Origin of the sequence: Kitasatospora sp. NPDC059827 (genome assembly GCF_042731675.1) — a bacterium.
Taxonomy (GTDB): domain Bacteria; phylum Actinomycetota; class Actinomycetes; order Streptomycetales; family Streptomycetaceae; genus Kitasatospora.
The window spans coordinates 13,394-28,515 of the sequence record NZ_JBHWIV010000005.1 but is presented as its reverse complement, the minus strand read 5'-3'; the positions used below and the strand labels follow the sequence as shown (position 1 = coordinate 28,515).

16 protein-coding genes and 1 tRNA gene are annotated in these 15,122 nt (G+C 72.4%); 6 read left to right on the top strand and 11 right to left on the bottom strand.

Annotated elements, in window-relative coordinates:
- Positions 1-202: 202 nt before the first annotated feature.
- The gene (locus tag ACFV8H_RS04805) at positions 203-484 is read left to right on the top strand and encodes a MerR family transcriptional regulator (protein ID WP_380396685.1); all 282 of its coding nucleotides are present in this window, start codon (positions 203-205) and stop codon (positions 482-484) included.
- 390 nt (positions 485-874) lie between these two features.
- On the opposite strand, the gene ACFV8H_RS04800 is transcribed toward ACFV8H_RS04805, so the two are convergent.
- From ACFV8H_RS04800 to ACFV8H_RS04790, 3 genes are all read right to left on the bottom strand, one after another.
- A complete protein-coding gene (locus tag ACFV8H_RS04800; protein ID WP_380396531.1) occupies positions 875-1,237 on the bottom strand; it encodes a hypothetical protein in 363 nt (120 codons plus the stop codon).
- A 94-nt stretch (positions 1,238-1,331) separates the two neighbouring features.
- Complete coding sequence (locus ACFV8H_RS04795) at positions 1,332-1,589, bottom strand: hypothetical protein (RefSeq protein WP_380396530.1); 258 nt, start codon at positions 1,587-1,589, stop codon at positions 1,332-1,334.
- Positions 1,590-1,851: 262 nt separating this feature from the next.
- Entirely contained in the window at positions 1,852-2,079 is a 228-nt protein-coding gene (locus tag ACFV8H_RS04790; protein ID WP_380396529.1) for a hypothetical protein, read from the bottom strand.
- A 518-nt stretch (positions 2,080-2,597) separates the two neighbouring features.
- Between ACFV8H_RS04790 and ACFV8H_RS04785 the strand changes: the two genes are divergently transcribed.
- The 3 genes from ACFV8H_RS04785 (at position 2,598) to ACFV8H_RS04775 (ending at position 5,204) form a co-directional block, all read left to right on the top strand.
- Positions 2,598-2,801, top strand: coding sequence for a cold-shock protein (locus ACFV8H_RS04785; protein ID WP_099897249.1), 204 nt, complete (start codon positions 2,598-2,600; stop codon positions 2,799-2,801).
- A 370-nt stretch (positions 2,802-3,171) separates the two neighbouring features.
- Positions 3,172-4,713 carry a DEAD/DEAH box helicase gene (locus ACFV8H_RS04780; protein ID WP_380396528.1) on the top strand — a complete coding sequence of 514 codons (1,542 nt, stop codon included), beginning with the start codon at positions 3,172-3,174 and terminating at the stop codon, positions 4,711-4,713.
- Positions 4,714-4,823: 110 nt separating this feature from the next.
- Positions 4,824-5,204, top strand: a complete 381-nt coding sequence (locus tag ACFV8H_RS04775; RefSeq protein ID WP_380396527.1) for a CBS domain-containing protein — start codon at positions 4,824-4,826, stop codon at positions 5,202-5,204.
- Positions 5,205-5,516: 312 nt separating this feature from the next.
- Here ACFV8H_RS04775 and ACFV8H_RS04770 read toward each other — a convergent pair whose 3' ends face one another.
- Positions 5,517-5,798 (bottom strand): MerR family transcriptional regulator, encoded by a 282-nt coding sequence (locus ACFV8H_RS04770; RefSeq protein WP_380396683.1) that lies wholly within the window; start codon positions 5,796-5,798, stop codon positions 5,517-5,519.
- 1,496 nt (positions 5,799-7,294) lie between these two features.
- On the opposite strand from ACFV8H_RS04770, the gene ACFV8H_RS04765 reads away from it, so the two are divergent.
- A complete protein-coding gene (locus ACFV8H_RS04765; RefSeq protein ID WP_380396526.1) occupies positions 7,295-7,567 on the top strand; it encodes a hypothetical protein in 273 nt (90 codons plus the stop codon).
- A gap of 64 nt (positions 7,568-7,631) precedes the next feature.
- Here the strand turns inward: ACFV8H_RS04765 and ACFV8H_RS04760 are convergent.
- The 7 genes from ACFV8H_RS04760 to ACFV8H_RS04730 all read right to left on the bottom strand — a co-directional run bounded on the left by ACFV8H_RS04760 (position 7,632) and on the right by ACFV8H_RS04730 (position 13,462).
- Positions 7,632-7,705 (bottom strand) — tRNA-Pro (locus ACFV8H_RS04760).
- A 149-nt stretch (positions 7,706-7,854) separates the two neighbouring features.
- Positions 7,855-9,201: an MFS transporter gene (locus tag ACFV8H_RS04755; protein WP_380396525.1), complete on the bottom strand. Its 1,347-nt coding sequence runs from the start codon at positions 9,199-9,201 to the stop codon at positions 7,855-7,857.
- A 65-nt stretch (positions 9,202-9,266) separates the two neighbouring features.
- A complete protein-coding gene (locus ACFV8H_RS04750) occupies positions 9,267-10,055 on the bottom strand; it encodes a DUF1684 domain-containing protein (RefSeq protein ID WP_380396524.1) in 789 nt (262 codons plus the stop codon).
- 212 nt (positions 10,056-10,267) lie between these two features.
- Complete coding sequence (locus ACFV8H_RS04745) at positions 10,268-11,128, bottom strand: acyl-CoA thioesterase (RefSeq protein ID WP_375887124.1); 861 nt, start codon at positions 11,126-11,128, stop codon at positions 10,268-10,270.
- A gap of 128 nt (positions 11,129-11,256) precedes the next feature.
- Positions 11,257-11,952 carry an alpha-ketoglutarate-dependent dioxygenase AlkB family protein gene (locus tag ACFV8H_RS04740; protein WP_380396681.1) on the bottom strand — a complete coding sequence of 232 codons (696 nt, stop codon included), beginning with the start codon at positions 11,950-11,952 and terminating at the stop codon, positions 11,257-11,259.
- A 65-nt stretch (positions 11,953-12,017) separates the two neighbouring features.
- On the bottom strand, positions 12,018-12,407 hold the full coding sequence (locus tag ACFV8H_RS04735; protein ID WP_380396523.1) for a transglycosylase family protein: 390 nt from the start codon (positions 12,405-12,407) through the stop codon (positions 12,018-12,020).
- Positions 12,408-12,676: 269 nt separating this feature from the next.
- The gene (locus ACFV8H_RS04730; RefSeq protein ID WP_380396522.1) at positions 12,677-13,462 is read right to left on the bottom strand and encodes a transglycosylase family protein; all 786 of its coding nucleotides are present in this window, start codon (positions 13,460-13,462) and stop codon (positions 12,677-12,679) included.
- Positions 13,463-14,125: 663 nt separating this feature from the next.
- On the opposite strand from ACFV8H_RS04730, the gene ACFV8H_RS04725 reads away from it, so the two are divergent.
- Positions 14,126-14,983 carry a hypothetical protein gene (locus ACFV8H_RS04725; protein WP_380396521.1) on the top strand — a complete coding sequence of 286 codons (858 nt, stop codon included), beginning with the start codon at positions 14,126-14,128 and terminating at the stop codon, positions 14,981-14,983.
- The last annotated feature ends 139 nt before the right edge of the window (positions 14,984-15,122 follow it).

Sequence of the window (15,122 nt, the reverse complement as noted above, 5' to 3'; positions counted from 1 at the left end):
ACCCCCTCCCAGGGGCAGTGCGGAAGTAGAAGGACCGGCCCAGGCCGGTAGATGGTGTTGTTCCCCTTCGGGGCCCCGGAGCCGACACGGCCCCGGGGCCCCTCGACGCGCTCTCCCCGAGAACCAGAGAGGTGCAGTGACGACAACGGCCACCCCCGACACACCCGACAAACTCGACGACGACGACTACCCCGCCTACACCATGGGCCGCGCCGCCGAGATGACCGGCACCACCCCCGGCTTCCTGCGGGCCCTCGGCGAACACCGCCTCATCACCCCCCTACGCTCCGACGGCGGCCACCGCCGCTACTCCCGCTACCAACTACGCATCGCCATGCGCGCCCGCGACCTCGTCGACCAGGGCACCCCCATCGAAGCCGCCTGCCGCATCGTCATCCTCGAAGACCAACTCGAAGAAGCCCTCCGCATCAACGAACAACTCCGCCGCACCCAACACCACCAGGAACCCACCACCGACACCTGACCGGACCGGCAACCCGGCCACAGCTCCCTCCAGCCGCACGGCCACGCCGCAGGGGCCAGATCGGGGACGGCCTCGCGCTGCACGCTCTGGCCGTCGCCCCGGACGGCAACACCGCAGCGCGGCACAAGACGTGGCGGCTGGAGGGCGCGGCCGGGCTGGACGCCGCCGGGCGCCTCCTCGGGATGGTCCGCTCGGAGATGGACGGCACCGCCCGGGGCGCCGGCGCCCTCCGCCTGCCCGCTGTGCCCTTCGTGTCTCCGGCCGGGGCCGCCAGCGGCTCCACCCCGACACCCGGGCCAGCGGTCACGGCACCCCACGCGAGGCTCAGCGACTCCTCGCAGCGGGGACGTGGGGCGTCGAGCCGGGCGGCCGCTCGGCCTGCCGCGGTCCTCAGGAATCCGAGTAGCTGAGGTCCCCGACCGTCCAGCTGCTGACGTCCTCGATGGCGATGCGGTACATGCCGCCCGTGTGGGGCAGCCCGAAGTCGCCCTGCAGGATCTTCGCCCGGTGGAGATGCAGATGGGTGGGCCGTGCGGCCGGGCCGTCGGCGGGCGGGGCGAAGAGAGCGGCGAACGGCTTCAGGTGCTCCGAGGCCTGGAGGACCTCCGCCACCCGATCCAACCACAGGGTCACCGGCGCGAGCCTGCCGGTGATCACCGCGCCTGGGACCACAACGGTCAGGGACATTTGATTGCTGTGCTCGGACTCGACCATCGCGGCGATGTCGACGAGCAGCCCGTCAGGGTTCGACATGCCCACCAGAATAGGACACGGCCGCCGCGGCGCCCACGGGCCGGGGCAGCGGCCATGGCGACCACAGGCCTTGCGCCCACTGCACGGCACGGCGCTACATGGCGGCGACCTGACACGCCGGTCGGTTGCGCCGTGGTGCGGGGCAGTTGAAAGCAGCCGTGAGGGTCGGGGCATCGCCCGGATCGTACGGGCCGGCGGTGACGAGCAGGTCGGCTCCGCGGGCGGTGACGGTGAAGCCCTCGGAGCCGAGGACCTCCGCCAGGGCCAGCATCAGCGCGCCGCGGATGCCGCGGAACTCGGTGCGCCCGGTCGCCTGGGGCGGCGCCGGCTCGAACCCTCGGAGGGAGAGCACTGCACAGACGGACTCAAACAGATGTTTGTCATCCACACGCAGAGTTCATCGCCTGCCCAGCCCGCAGCCGGCCGGCCCTGACGGTTCGTCACATGCAGTTCCAGCTATGGCCAGTGAGACCACGGGGTCGGAGCAGCGGATTCCCGCTCGACCCGATCGGGGTGCGCGTCCCCTGGACGGCGTGCCGACACGGCGAGCCAGGGGCGTACCGCAGGGGTCCACACACACGGCGCACTCGGCGGAGAGCCGAGTGCACCCTGGGTCAGAGTTTGAACATCGCGGCGTAGGGCTGGGTGATGCGTACCCGCCGCGATCCGAAGTCGACGAGTACCGCGATGTCGCTGTCGCCCTCGACGCCGATGGCCCGGCCGAGGCCGTACGTGTCGTGGGTGACGCGGTCGCCGACGGCGAAGTGCTTGCGCGGCGCTTCGATCCGGGCCTTGAAGGGACTGGTGGGCAGGACACGGCGGACTGCTGCAGATTTCGTCATTCCCTGCAGTATGCGCCGAAAGTCGCGGGAGCGGGACTTCTCGACGCACTCGATTTCGGAGCTACGACAGGAATTTCGCGCAAGCCGTCCAGCGCGCCCCCGGATGGCGCCGGTGGGCGTGGTGCGTCGCTCTCACGGGTCTGGCGCGGCCAGGGCAGGCGCTCCGCACCCGCGCGACTCGCCTTCCCCGGGGAAGGCGAGTGGTCGGCGCCGAAGGAGTACGGGTGATCGCTCAACCAGGCCGCCCTCCATGTGTGTTGATGGCCCTGTCGCCTCACGGCCGACGGCCCCGGGGAAGGCTCCCGGAGAAGTGGGGGTGAAATATCCACCCGCGACGGGCCCGGGCCTGCTAGAGTCGCCTTAGTTGCAGTAGTGGTTCCCATGAACTTTGTGTGCGCCTGCTGATGTTTCGCAGGCGCCTTTTTGTTTCCCGGCTCTTCCCCGGGTGGGTGCTCATCGCGGCGACTCGAAGCGCGCGCCGTGCGGGCTTCGGACAGCCCCTTGAAGGAGATTTCTTTATGGCTAATGGCACTGTGAAGTGGTTCAACGCGGAAAAGGGCTTCGGCTTCATCGAGCAGGACGGTGGCGGCGCTGACGTCTTCGCCCACTACTCGAACATCAACGCCAACGGCTTCCGTGAGCTGCTCGAGGGCCAGAAGGTCGAGTTCGACGTCACGCAGGGCCAGAAGGGCCCGCAGGCCGAGAACATTCGTCCGCTGTAGTTTTTCTGCCACGGCACCCGCCTGGTAGCGAGGGGCCCGCACCGCGTACATGATGCCCGGTGCGGGCCCCTCGGCATTGCGCCACGACGCGCTTCCCCGGCTGATTCCGGCCCCCTGGCTCCGCCACCGGCGGCCGTCCCCACGCGAGACGCACAGCGCCGCGTCCGGATCGCCGCCCTGCCGTGACACCCCGCGGTTCGAGGTTCTCCGCTCCCGCCCTCCGCGGCGAGCGCCGACCTCAAGGTGACGTGCCGCACGGTTCCACCGTCCACGCCCCGCACTCCACACTTCGGCCCGTTCCTTGCGGCCTCCTGCCGGCGCCCCGCGCTGCGGAGCTTCCTCGCGACGTGCCGCCCCAGGAAGGTCTCACATGAACCGCTCCAGCCGCTCCCCGTACCAGAACGCCAACTCCCGCTCCTCGTCCTCCTCCCGCTCCTCGTCCTCCTCCCGCTCCGGCGGCAGCTCCTTCTACGGCGACCGGCCCGCCCGCGGCCGTAGCGGCCGCCAGGGTTCTTCTCCGCAGGGCGAGTTCGCGATGCCGGTGAGCACCACCCCGGCGCTGCCGGCCGTCGAGACGTTCGACGCACTGGACATGCCCAAGGCCCTGCTCTCCACCCTGACCCGTCAGGGCGTCACCGAGCCGTTCCCGATCCAGGCCGCGACGCTGCCGAACTCGCTGGCCGGACGCGACGTCCTCGGACGGGGCCGGACCGGCTCCGGCAAGACCATCGCGTTCGGCCTCGCCGTGCTGGCCCGCACCGCCGGCCGGCGCGCCGAGCCGCGCCGCCCGCTGGCCCTGGTGCTGGTCCCCACCCGCGAGCTCGCGCAGCAGGTCACCGAGGCCCTCACCCCGTTCGCCCACGCGGTGCGGCTGCGGATGGCGGCCGTGGTGGGCGGGATGTCGATCGGCCGCCAGGCCCACGCCCTGAACCAGGGGGCGGAGGTCGTGGTGGCCACCCCCGGCCGACTCAAGGACCTCATCCAGCGCGGCGACTGCCAGCTGGACGGAGTCGGCATCACGGTGCTCGACGAGGCCGACCAGATGGCCGACATGGGCTTCCTGCCGCAGGTCACCGAGCTCCTGGAGCAGGTCGCCGAAGGCGGCCAGACCATGCTGTTCTCCGCCACCCTGGACCGCAATGTCGACCGCCTGGTGCGGCGCTTCCTCAAGGACCCGGTCACCCACTCGGTGGACCCGTCCGCGGGAGCGGTCAGCACCATGGAACACCACGTGCTGCACGTGCAGAACTACGACAAGAACGCCACGATCGCCCACATCGCCTCCCGCGACGGCCGGGTGATCATGTTCATCGACACCAAGCACGGCGCCGACCGCCTGGTGGACGACCTGCTCGCCAACGGCGTGAAGGCCGCCGCCCTGCACGGCGGCAAGTCCCAGCCGCAACGCACCCGCACCCTGGAGCAGTTCCGCACCGGCCAGGTCACGGCCCTGATCGCCACCAACGTCGCCGCCCGCGGCATCCACGTCGACGGCCTCGACCTCGTCGTCAACCTCGACCCGCCGAGCGACCACAAGGACTACCTCCACCGCGGCGGCCGCACCGCCCGGGCCGGCGAGTCCGGCACCGTCGTCACCCTCGTCCTGCCCAACCAGCGCCGCGAGATGGCCCGCATGATGACGACGGCCGCCATCACCCCCGTCACCACCAGGGTCAGCGCCGGAGACGAGGACCTCGCCCGCATCACCGGCGCCCGCGTACCCACCGGCATCCCCACCGTGATCGCCGCCCCCGTCGTCGAACGCCCCCGCCGCAGCACCTCCACCAGCCGCAACCGTCGAGGACGCCCCGCCCGCGCGACCGGTGACACCCGCGCGACCGTCGCGGGCCGCGACAACCAGGGCTCCTCCGGCCGCCGCCGGGCACCGAGGCGCGTCGCCCTCGCCGCCTAGTCGGCAGGTGTGGGCCTGGACCGCCGCCGCGGTCCAGGCCCACACGACTCACCAGCGCGAAACACGAGTCCCGGCCCGCTCCGGCGGAACCGACACCAAGGAGTCCGCCCATGACCCTCACCCTCGAACACCCCGCGACCACCGCCACGGTCGGCGACCTCATGAGACACCCCGAGCTGCAGATCAGCGACGACGTCATGGTCGACATGGCGATCGACATCCTGCAGAGCTCCGGCGCCGACCACCTCCTGGTCCGCGACGACGACGGCCGCTGCGCGGGTCTGCTGACCCGCATGCACCTCGCCCCGTTCCAGACCCGCACCCGGGCCACCGAGCGCACCCCCGTGCGCGACATCGTCCTCGACCAGGCCCCGTTCGCCACCGCCGACATGCCCGCCGACACCGCAGCCGCCGCCATGCGCGCCCGCGGCCTGGACACGTGGCCGGTGGTCGACCCCGACGGCCACGCCATCGGCCTGCTCAGCTTCTAGGCCGGCTCTGCCGGCGCCTACTCCTCGCGGCCCCGGCCTCGGGCGGGCCGGGGCCCACGCTGCGGGGCACGCGTCATGACCCGGGCAGAACGGTGGTGGATGAACCCCTGGCGTGCACTTCAACGGGCGGCGTGCCGTCATACCGGGCGGCCTGGAACCGGTCCGCGCCAGTGAGACAGGGGGCCCGGCAGCCTGGCCGTTGGAGAACGGTCGGCCGGCGATCGGGGACTGAGGGGTAGTCGCGCCCCGGGGCGGCCTGCGATGAGCGCCCGTCGCTCACCGCGGACCGGTCTCGTCAGCCTGGCAGGCGGGTCAGGTGTCGGCGGCGGACTCCTGGCCGCGCGGGGAACGGCGGAGCTCTTCGTTGATGCGCAGGGCTTCTTCGAGTTGGTCTTCGAGGATGACGATGCGGCAGGCGGCCTCGATGGCGGTGCCCTGGTCGACGAGGTCGCGGGCGCGCATGGCGATGCGTAGTTGGTAGCGGGAGTAGCGGCGGTGGCCGCCGTCGGAACGCAGGGGGGTGATGAGGCCCTGTTCGCCGAGGGCCCGCAGGAAGCCGGGGGTGGTGCCGGTCATCTCGGCGGCGCGGCCCATGGTGTAGGCGGGGTAGTCGTCGTCGTCGAGGGAGTCGGGGGTATGCGGTCGAATGGTTGCCGTGGTCACTGCACCTCTTCTTGTTGTTGTGTCCGGGGACGCGTCGAGGGGCCCCGGGGCCATTTCGGCTCCCGGGGCCCCGAAGGGTTTTACACCATCTGCCGGCCTTGTGGCCGGCTTCCTTGTATCCGCACTGCCCCGGGGGAGGGGGTGTGCGGGGATCGCGTATGCGTGACCGGAAACCACCGTCCTTGCCTTGGGGTCCTCGGATTCCGCCCGGGCGACTTCCTCACGGGCCGGGCGATCCTGATGGCGCTCTGTCCCCTCCATTCATCCTCTGTACTGGCCTGGTACTGCGAACTGCTTGGTACTGCGGAACTGCTCGTACTTCGAACTGCGTGGTAGTGCCAACCACTCGGTACTGCTGTGGCGGTCCTTGCGGTCCACCGGGTCCGGCAGCCAGCCCCGTCGCCCGTCCTGCTGACCACTCGGCTTGGAACCCCACTGCCGGACTCCCAGCACGCGCGCCCGCAGTCTGGGCGCCTTCACCGGGATACCGCGTACTTCGACTGCTGGTACTGCCCAACTCGACTTCACACTGCTGGTACTGCGCTTACCGAACTGCGGTACCGCTCGGTGGCGACCCCTGATACCTGCGGGCGCCCGGCCCGGTCACCGGTCATGTCGCCTTACTGCACCATCCCTGGCTTCAGGACCCTGCAACCGTTCCTACCTGCGAACTTCTGTACTGCTGCCCGCCAGTTCGTGTCTGGCGGGTACCGCTGACCTCGTCTACGAGAGAAACATTAACCACGGCGCGCGGCAATGTCTACTCCAGCGGGCATAGATTTTTCGGTGCCGGTTAGGGAGGTAGTCTTCGCCCCGCACGGGTGGGGCGGCCGGTCGCCGCAGCCGCGCAAGGACGGAAGACGCCGCGCCCAGCGGCCAGGACCACAAGTGAACGGGAGGCGAGCGGTGGAAGGGCCGCAGGCCGCGCGGCAGGTGCGCACCCCCGACCCCCATACCCAGGCGTCGCTGGCGGCGGCCATAGGCGAAGCAGTCCGAGACCGGGACGAGCGGGGCCTCCGTAGGCTTCTGGCCCGCTTCGCCGAACAGGCCGCCATCACGGACCTGCCCGCCCTGCGCGACGCCATCGACACCCCCCACGACGATGACAGTCCGCCGCGGGCCCGATAGGCCCAGCCGGCCCGCCGCACTCCTGAATCAGAAGGCGCGGACAGCGGCATCACAGGTCAGGCAGACGCATCCGGCCCAACGCGGCGGATGCCACCCCTGCCCCGGCCGTTCCGGGCTCCATCGCTCGACCACCATCGCACCGGTGTCCATTCCGCACTCGGTCGAAGGCCCCGGGCCACCGGGGGCATCCGGGTCCGAGAGAGCGGCGTGGACCCGGCGCACCCGACCCCCGCCAGCGCACCGCCGAATACCTGCGGGACTGGCTGGAGGAGAAGGAGCTGCGGCTCAAGCCCACCACCATGGCCCGCTACCGCACCTACGCAACCGCCACGGCCGCAGGCGTCCCCCTGCCCGTCATCTCCAAGACCCTGCGCCACCGCACCCTGTCGACGACCGCGAACATCTACGCCGACCACGCCGAACTCGGACACCCCGTCTGCCCCGCCCAGCGCCCCTGGCGCCAGCGCCCGCGCCTGCACCGGCAACTGCCCGCCTACCATCAGGCGCGGAAAGAGGAACCAACCGCGCCCTGGCCGATGTGGCCCGGTGACCACCGTGCGACCACCAACTGACACACAAGCAAAAAGAACCGGCACTCGGTTTCCCAAGTACCGGTTCTCACAACCGACTTCACAGTCGGGACGACAGGATTTGAACCTGCGACCCCTTGACCCCCAGTCAAGTGCGCTACCAAGCTGCGCCACGTCCCGTGGTCTCGGTGCCTTGCGGTGGGGCCTGGGGGGCCTTGCCGGTTGGCTTCTCGACCTTGTCTCCGGTTGTTGTCCCGGCGACGTGGAAAACAATACAGCACGTCGGGGGGTGCTCGCTGCCAGGTTTCGGGGGTGGGGCGGGGAGGGGGTCAGGGGGTGGGGTGGCGGGCGTCGTAGGTGAGGAAGGCGGGGCGGCGGGCGGCGAGGAGGAGGACGCAGGCGACGCAGGCGAGGCCGCCGGTGATGACGGAGGTGGCGGGGTTGCTGAGGGCGGAGACGGCGCCGGATTCGAAGTCGCCGAGGCGGGGGCCGCCGGCCACGACGACGATGAAGATGCCCTGGAGGCGGCCGCGCATCTCGTCGGGGGCGGCGACCTGCATCATCGTGTTGCGGAAGATCATGCTGACGGTGTCCGCGCAGCCGGCCACGGCGAGCAGGAGGAGGCCGAGCCAGAGGTTGTGGAGGGCGCCGAAGGCGGCGATGGCGAGGCCCCAGGCGGAGACGGCGGCGAGGATCGCGACGCCCTGGCGGTGGACCCGGCCGACCCAGCCGGAGAAGAGGGCGCCGATCAGGGCGCCGACGGCCGGGGCGGAGACGAGCAGGCCGACGGTGCGGGCGTCGCCGGCGTAGAAGGTGACGGCGATCGCCGGGAAGAGGGCGCGGGGCATGCCGAAGATCATCGCGGCGAGGTCGGCGAGGAAGCTGGTGCGCAGGTTGGGCTGGTCGCGCAGGAAGCGCAGGCCGTCGAGGACGGAGGCGCGGCCCTTGCGTTCGCCCTCCGGCCGCATGGCGGGCAGGCGCCACACGGCGTACAGGGTGCCGGCGAAGGCGACGGTGTCGACGAGGTAGGCGCCCTGGGCGCCGAAGGCGCCGATCAGGACGCCGCCGAGCATCGGGCCGACGGTGAGGCCGAGGTTCATGCTGACGGTGTTCAGCGCGTTCGCGGCCGGGAGCTGGTGGGCGGGGACGAGCCGGGGGATCATCGCCGAGCGGGCGGGCGAGCTGATCGCGAAGAACCCGGCCTGGAGGGCGACGGCGGCGTAGAGGACGGCCACCAGGTTGAAGCCCGCCAGGGCCTGGGCGGCGAGCAGGGCGGAGACGGTGGCCAGGCCGGCCGAGCCGATCAGGCCCAGCTTGCGGCGGTCGACGGTGTCGGCGATCGCGCCGCCGTACAGGCCGAAGGCGACCAGCGGGACGAGCGAGAACAGGCCCACCAGGCCGGTGGCGAAGGCGGAGCCGGTCAGGTCGTAGACCTGGACGGAGACGGCCACCGCGGTCATCTGCTGGCCTATGGAGGACACGGCCTGCCCGGACCAGACCCGGCGGTAGTCGGCGTTCTCCCGCAGGGGGCTGAGGTCGGCGAAGGCCCGCCGGTACCAGGGCACCTGCACCGGTACGGCCGGAACAGCGGTGGTGGCCGGAGCAGCGGCGGTGGCAGGAACGGCGTCGGCGGGGGCGTCGGCGGTCGGGGTATCAGGGGGTTGGTTGGCGGTCACAACAGTCCATGGTTGCCCCGGCCTCCGCCGCAGCCGACACCGGGGCCCCTGTACGCCCGCCCGCGCTACCTGGTGAGCACCTGCTTCTCCCCCGCCTCCACCGCGAAGTCCAGCCGGTTGCCCGGCGGCGGGAACGGGCAGATGAAGTGGTCGGCGAAGGCGCAGGGCGGCAGGTAGGCCCGGTTGAGGTCGAGGACCGTCCGGCCCTCGTCGTCCGGCGCCGGCAGGGTGATGAAGCGGAAGCGGTAGGTGTCGATGCCGCTGGTGGCGTCGGCGATGACGCCGGTGAGGTTGCGGCCCGAGCGGCCGACGGTCAGGGTGCTGTGCTCGCCGGCGACGGTGAACTCGATCCGCCCTGTGACCGCCAGCGGCCGGTCCTTGCCGTCCGCGTTCGGGACGAGCACCGTCTGCCCCTCCTCCTCGAACGGGGTGTAGACGGCGGGGACGGCCCACTCGGGCGCGTACGGGTAGGCGGCGATGCCCGCGAAGCCGGTGCGGGTCGGCGCGGCCGGGTCGAAGACCCGCAGGGCGAGCTCGCCCTCCCGCTCGATCGGGACGAGCAGCAGGTCGCCCAGGGTGGCGGTGGCGGCGGCCGGGTCGGTGTCCGGGCGGAGCAGTACCTCGCCGTCGATCGGCCCGTCGGCACCGTCGACGGTGATGCCGTCGCCGGCGGCGGCCCGCACCCGGACGCCCTCGGTGTCGGCCCACCAGAGGCCGGGCAGGCCCGGGACCTCGACCGGCTCGGGCTCCAGCCAGTGCGTGCCGGTGAGTGCGAGCTGGCCGTGCAGCGCGCTCACCGACGCCGCCCGCCCGTCACTCCAGTGCTTCCAGTCCTCCGCGGCCGTCGCCGTCATCGGTCAACCCTCCCGGTCCGGTCCGCGGACGGCCCGCTGTTCGGGCCGTCCGTATCGGTCATCCTGCACAACACCGCTCGCCGGTGCGGATCATTCCCGGCTCCCGGCAAGCCGCCGGACCCGTAAGGAGACTGCAATACCGCGGCAACAGAGGGCGGTCGGGAGCCCGATCCTCCAACGACCGTCACCACCACCACCGTCGGCACCCGCGGTCAGCCCTTCAACGGCCGGAACAGCCCCTCCTGCACCACCGACACCACCAGCTGCCCGCTCCGGTCGTAGATCTGCCCGCGGGCCAGGCCGCGCGCGCCGTGGGCGATCGGGGACTCCTGCTGGTAGAGCAGCCAGTCGTCGGTCCGGAACGGCCGGTGGAACCACATCGCGTGGTCGAGCGAGGCCATGTCGAAGTGCCGGGTGCCCCAGAGCGGCTCGACGGGGGCGCGGACGGCGTCCAGCAGCGTCATGTCGCTGGCGTAGGTGAGGGCGCAGACGTGGATCAGCGGATCGTCCGGCAGCGGACCGTTGGTGCGCAGCCACACACCGCTGCGCGCCTCGACGTCGACCAGGTCCTCCTTGTTCCAGCGCAGCCGCTCGACGTAGCGGATGTCGAAGGGCTGGCGGCGGCTGATGAACGGGGGGAGCTCGCCGAGCCGGGAGCCGACCTCGTCCAGGGCGCTGGGCAGGCCCTCGGGGGCCGGGACCTCCGGCATCGGGTACTGGTGCTCGATGCTGCCCTCCTCCGGTCTGTGGAAGTCGGCGGTGAGCGAGAAGATCGACCGGCCACCCTGGATGGCGAGCACCCGGCGGGTGCTGAACGAGCGGCCGTCGCGGATCCGGTCGACCTGGTACACGATCGGCACGCCGGGCACCCCGGGGCGCAGGAAGTACGCGTGCAGCGAGTGGACGGGGCGCGCGTCGTCGATCGTGCGCCCCGCTGCGACCAGCGCCTGCCCGGCGACCTGGCCGCCGAAGGTGCGCTGCAGGGCCTCCTCGGGGCTGCGCCCGCGGAAGATGTTCAGTTCGATCTGCTCCAGGTCGAGCAGATCGACGAGGTCGTCGACGGGGGTACCCATGCGCGCGCTCCCTCTCGTGATGGTGTTCCGGTTCTCCAGCTCACTCGAATTCTCCGGCGACCCGGGGCATTCCCGCTCACCGACCCCCACCCACCGATTCACTCGAACGAGTAAGCGAACCGCCCGGGCTACGTCGCCAGCCCCGACTGCCGCACCGTGATGTTCAGCCGCCCGGCCAGCTCCAGCCCCGAGCCCGGATCCGCCGTCCCGGGCAGCGTCCGCACCACCCCGTGGTACGCGAACCGGGCCGGCCCGCCGAACACCAGCAGGTCCCCGCTGCGTAGCTCCAGGTCCGTCCAGGGCCTGGTCCGGGTCTCCGTGTTGCCGAGCCGGAAGACGCAGGTGTCGCCGAGCGAGAGCGAGACCACCGGCGCGTCCGCGCGCTCGTCGCGGTCCTGGTGGAGGCCCATCTTCGCGCCGTGGGGGTAGTGGTTGACGATCGCGGTGTCGGGCTCGTAGTCCGCCGCGCCCGTGATCCCGCCGACCGCTCCGCCGTACGCGTCCGCCACCGCCCGCCGGGCGAGGTCCCCCAGCAGGGGCGGGAACGGCTTGACGGGGGTGCCGTCCTCGGCGGTCCGCGCGTACCCGTAGGGGTACCAGTGCCAGCCGAGGCTCACCATCCGCACCGACATGAGCCCGCCGGTGGGCATCCGCACGCTGTGCAGGCCGGCCGGCGGGCGGGCCCACTCCCGACAGGCGGCGACCAGCCGCTGCTGCGCGGCACGGTCCAGCCAACCGGGCAGCAGCACGGCGCCGGGAGCCGGTTCGGACCGCTCCCGGACGGCCTGCTCGCCGGACGGCTCCCCGAACAGCTCACCCTGGATCACCGCACCATCCTCCCGCAGCCCCCACCCCGGCACGAGCCGCTCCCCCGGCCACCGGACTCCGACTACGGCTCCGGCTCCGATGTCGACCCCGGCCCCGATGTCGGACCCGCCCCCTCTCCCGGCCCGATCATCCCCAGCTCCCGCGCACAGGTCGGCCACGCCTCCCACCCCTGCTGCCGCAGGATCTCCTCCCCGACGGTGGTCTGTTCCCGCCGGCTCCCGTGGTCGGGCCGGTCGGCGAGGCGCAGCCCGCCCGCCTCCGCCCAGGTGGTCGGCCGGATCTGCAGACCGCCGTAGAAGCCGTTGCCGGTGTCCGCGTGCCAGTCGCCGCCGCTCTCGCAGTCGGCGAGCTCGTCCCAGACGAGGTCCGCGACCCGCGTCGCCGCACCGGCCCGTACGTCGCCCGCGACCACGGCCAGCACCACCGCCACGGCGGCGCCCGCCCGGATCACGACCCGGGCTGTCCGACCATCACACCGCCCCGACCACCCCTGCCCCCGTCCACCCCCGCACCCGCACCCGCACCCGCACGACACGGCACCCCCGCACGACACGTCAGACGAATGCGGCACAGCAGCCGACCCTAGGGAGCCCGGACCTCACCCCACCCCGCCACGCCGGGAACGCCGACGGCCGCTCCCCCGCGTGGCGGAGGAGCGGCCGTGACGAACAACCGAGCACCCAGAGGCGACCAGAGGTCAGCTCAGCATGCCTCAGAACCTCAGATGCTCAGGGTCTGACCCGGGAAGATCAGGTCGGGGTTGCCACCGACGACCTTGGCGTTGTTCTTGTACAGGTCGTGCCAGTCCAGGCCCTGCGCGGCGGCGATGGAGCTCAGGGTGTCACCGGACTTGACGGTGTAGTTGCCCTTGGCCGGCTTGGCGTCGTTGGAGGTGTTCCAGGACTTGGCACCGTTCGAGGACTTCGCGGCGTCCTTCTTCGGCGCGGCGTCGGCCTTCGGCGCGGCGTCAGCCTTCGGCGCGGCGGCCTTCGGGGCCACGTCGGCCTTCGGCGCGGCCGCGGCCTTCGGGGTGGCCGTCTTCGGCGCGGGGGTCTGCGCCGGCTTGGCGGCGGAGGTGCCGGCCGAGGTGTCGACGGCGGCCGGGGCGCCGCCCTTGGTGAGGCCCGCCTTGACGGAGCACACCGGCCAGGCGCCGGGGCCCTGCGAGGCGAGGACCTTCTCGGCGACGGAGATCTGCTGCGCCTTGCTGGCCTGGTTGGCCTGCGCGGCGTAGGCGGTGCCGCCGAAGGCGGCCCAGGTGCTGGAGGTGAACTGCAGACCGCCGTAGAAGCCGTTGCCGGTGTTGATGGCCCAGTTGCCGCCGCTCTCGCACTGGGCGACGGAGTCCCAAGTGGAGACGGGGGCGGCGGAGGCCGAGGTGGCCGTGACGAGGCCGGCCACCGGCAGGGCCGCGACAGCGGCGCCCGCCACGACGGCCATCCGAACGCGGTTGCGCTTGGTGGCGGCGGTGGTGGTGGCAGCGGCGTTCTCGTTACGGAAGGTCATGGGGTTCCTCTCGACAGCCCCGGGCGGGCATGCGGAACCAGACCCTGGGGAGGGTCGCGTTTCGCTTGCCGCGTCCGTCGGACGGCCGTGCACGTGTCGGACGTGCCTCTGCCGCCCTGGCCACCCAGCCGCTCGCCGGCGACCTGTTCGAGCGATCGCGTCGGCGGGCACCTGCCGCGCCCGGCCGGAGCCGGGGAGCGGTGCGTCGGGGGTGAACCCGGGTGGCGCTCGTTGCGCCGCCAAGAAAGCTAGGGGTCGGTCGGCGGGGAAACCAAAACACCACCGGTCTTCCCAGCTCAGCAAAGGGTTACCGGCGGTAATGGCCACACATTCTTGCCCGAAATGTCCGCTTTGGCCATCGATTCCTAGATCAAACATCAAGTCGGCGTGACTCACCTCACCGTTTCATTCCGGCAGTCCTGGCACCGACATCGACAGATTGCGACCACGAGAACACGCGGCGCGGTCGGATCCGGGGCAATTCCCGTCAGCCTCGCCGGGCACCCGTGACGCCTGACACAAGGGCCCGTTGGGCATGGCGACCTCCCCATGCCCGCCCCCATGCCCGCTCCCGTGCCCGCCCCATGACCGCCCCCTGCCCCGCCCCGGGCCCGCCCCCCGTGCCCGCCCCTGACCCCACCCGCACCCATCCGAGGAGAACCCGTGCCGCGCATGCTCGACGTCAGCGACGAGGTCCGGTCCGAGATCGGCGACGACGAGGCCGACCGCCTGCTCGGCGGCGACCGCGCCCCCGACAGCTACGAATGCACCTCCTGCCGCACCCCCGGCGACACCCACGTGGAGCCCACCAGCACCGTGCTGTTCGTCGGCGACGAGACGGCGGTCCTGGCCTTCGCCCACGCCCGGTGCATCCCCTCCCAGGTGGTGCCGGTCGCCGAGGAGCAGCTGGTCGGCGCCGTCCGCAGCATCAACCAGTCGCAGCCCGCCGCACCCGGCCTCACCGTCCCGGCCCCGGACCTCGCCCTGCCCTCCCCGGACCTCACCCTCCCCGCGCCGGCCGCCCCCGCCCCCCAGCCGCCCGCCCCCGGCCAGGCCGCCATCCTCGGCATCACCTGCGGGCTCGTCCTGCACGGCAAGGTCGGCCACGCCTCCCTCGTGGTCGAGCCCACCGGCCCGGTCGGCCGACCCGGCAGCACCACCGGCGAGGACGAGTTCCTCGACCTGCTCCAGGACGCGGGCTTCCAGCCGGTCACCGACCTCGACGAGACCCCGGAGCAGCTGCCCGGCTGGTCGGTCCTGGTCGCCATGGGCAAGCTGCACGCGATCCTCCAGCCCGCCGCGGCCGGCGGCAGCACCGGCTGGTGGCAGGCCCACCAGCCGCTCCAGGTCACCGACGCCTGGCGGATGGCCGCCAGCCAGCTCTCCGAGGTGACCATGTACGCCGTCCCGGCCGGGATGGTCGGCCGCCAGCCCCGCGAGGACCTGCTGCGCCAGGCGCTGGAGCGGGCGGTCGCGCTGGGCCAGGTGGTCGCCGCCTCCCTCCCGCTCGCCGGCACCTGATCCCGCCGCTCCGGCCCACCGGGTGCGGCGGAAGGGCGGCGGGGCCGCCCGCCCCCCGCGCCCCCCCCCCCCCCCGCGGCCCCGGCGGCCCACCCCCCCCGGCCCCCCCCCCCCCCCCCCCGGCCCCCCCCCCCCCCGC

Coding starts and splice junctions, on each gene's coding strand:
- ACFV8H_RS04805 (WP_380396685.1), top strand. CDS start 203: ATGGGCCGCGCCGCCGAGATGACCGGCACCACCCCCGGCTTCCTGCGG.
- ACFV8H_RS04800 (WP_380396531.1), bottom strand. CDS start 1,237: ATGTCGAACCCTGACGGGCTGCTCGTCGACATCGCCGCGATGGTCGAG.
- ACFV8H_RS04790 (WP_380396529.1), bottom strand. CDS start 2,079: ATGACGAAATCTGCAGCAGTCCGCCGTGTCCTGCCCACCAGTCCCTTC.
- ACFV8H_RS04785 (WP_099897249.1), top strand. CDS start 2,598: ATGGCTAATGGCACTGTGAAGTGGTTCAACGCGGAAAAGGGCTTCGGC.
- ACFV8H_RS04780 (WP_380396528.1), top strand. CDS start 3,172: ATGAACCGCTCCAGCCGCTCCCCGTACCAGAACGCCAACTCCCGCTCC.
- ACFV8H_RS04775 (WP_380396527.1), top strand. CDS start 4,824: ATGACCCTCACCCTCGAACACCCCGCGACCACCGCCACGGTCGGCGAC.
- ACFV8H_RS04770 (WP_380396683.1), bottom strand. CDS start 5,798: ATGGGCCGCGCCGCCGAGATGACCGGCACCACCCCCGGCTTCCTGCGG.
- ACFV8H_RS04765 (WP_380396526.1), top strand. CDS start 7,295: ATGGCCCGCTACCGCACCTACGCAACCGCCACGGCCGCAGGCGTCCCC.
- ACFV8H_RS04750 (WP_380396524.1), bottom strand. CDS start 10,055: ATGACGGCGACGGCCGCGGAGGACTGGAAGCACTGGAGTGACGGGCGG.
- ACFV8H_RS04745 (WP_375887124.1), bottom strand. CDS start 11,128: ATGGGTACCCCCGTCGACGACCTCGTCGATCTGCTCGACCTGGAGCAG.
- ACFV8H_RS04730 (WP_380396522.1), bottom strand. CDS start 13,462: ATGACCTTCCGTAACGAGAACGCCGCTGCCACCACCACCGCCGCCACC.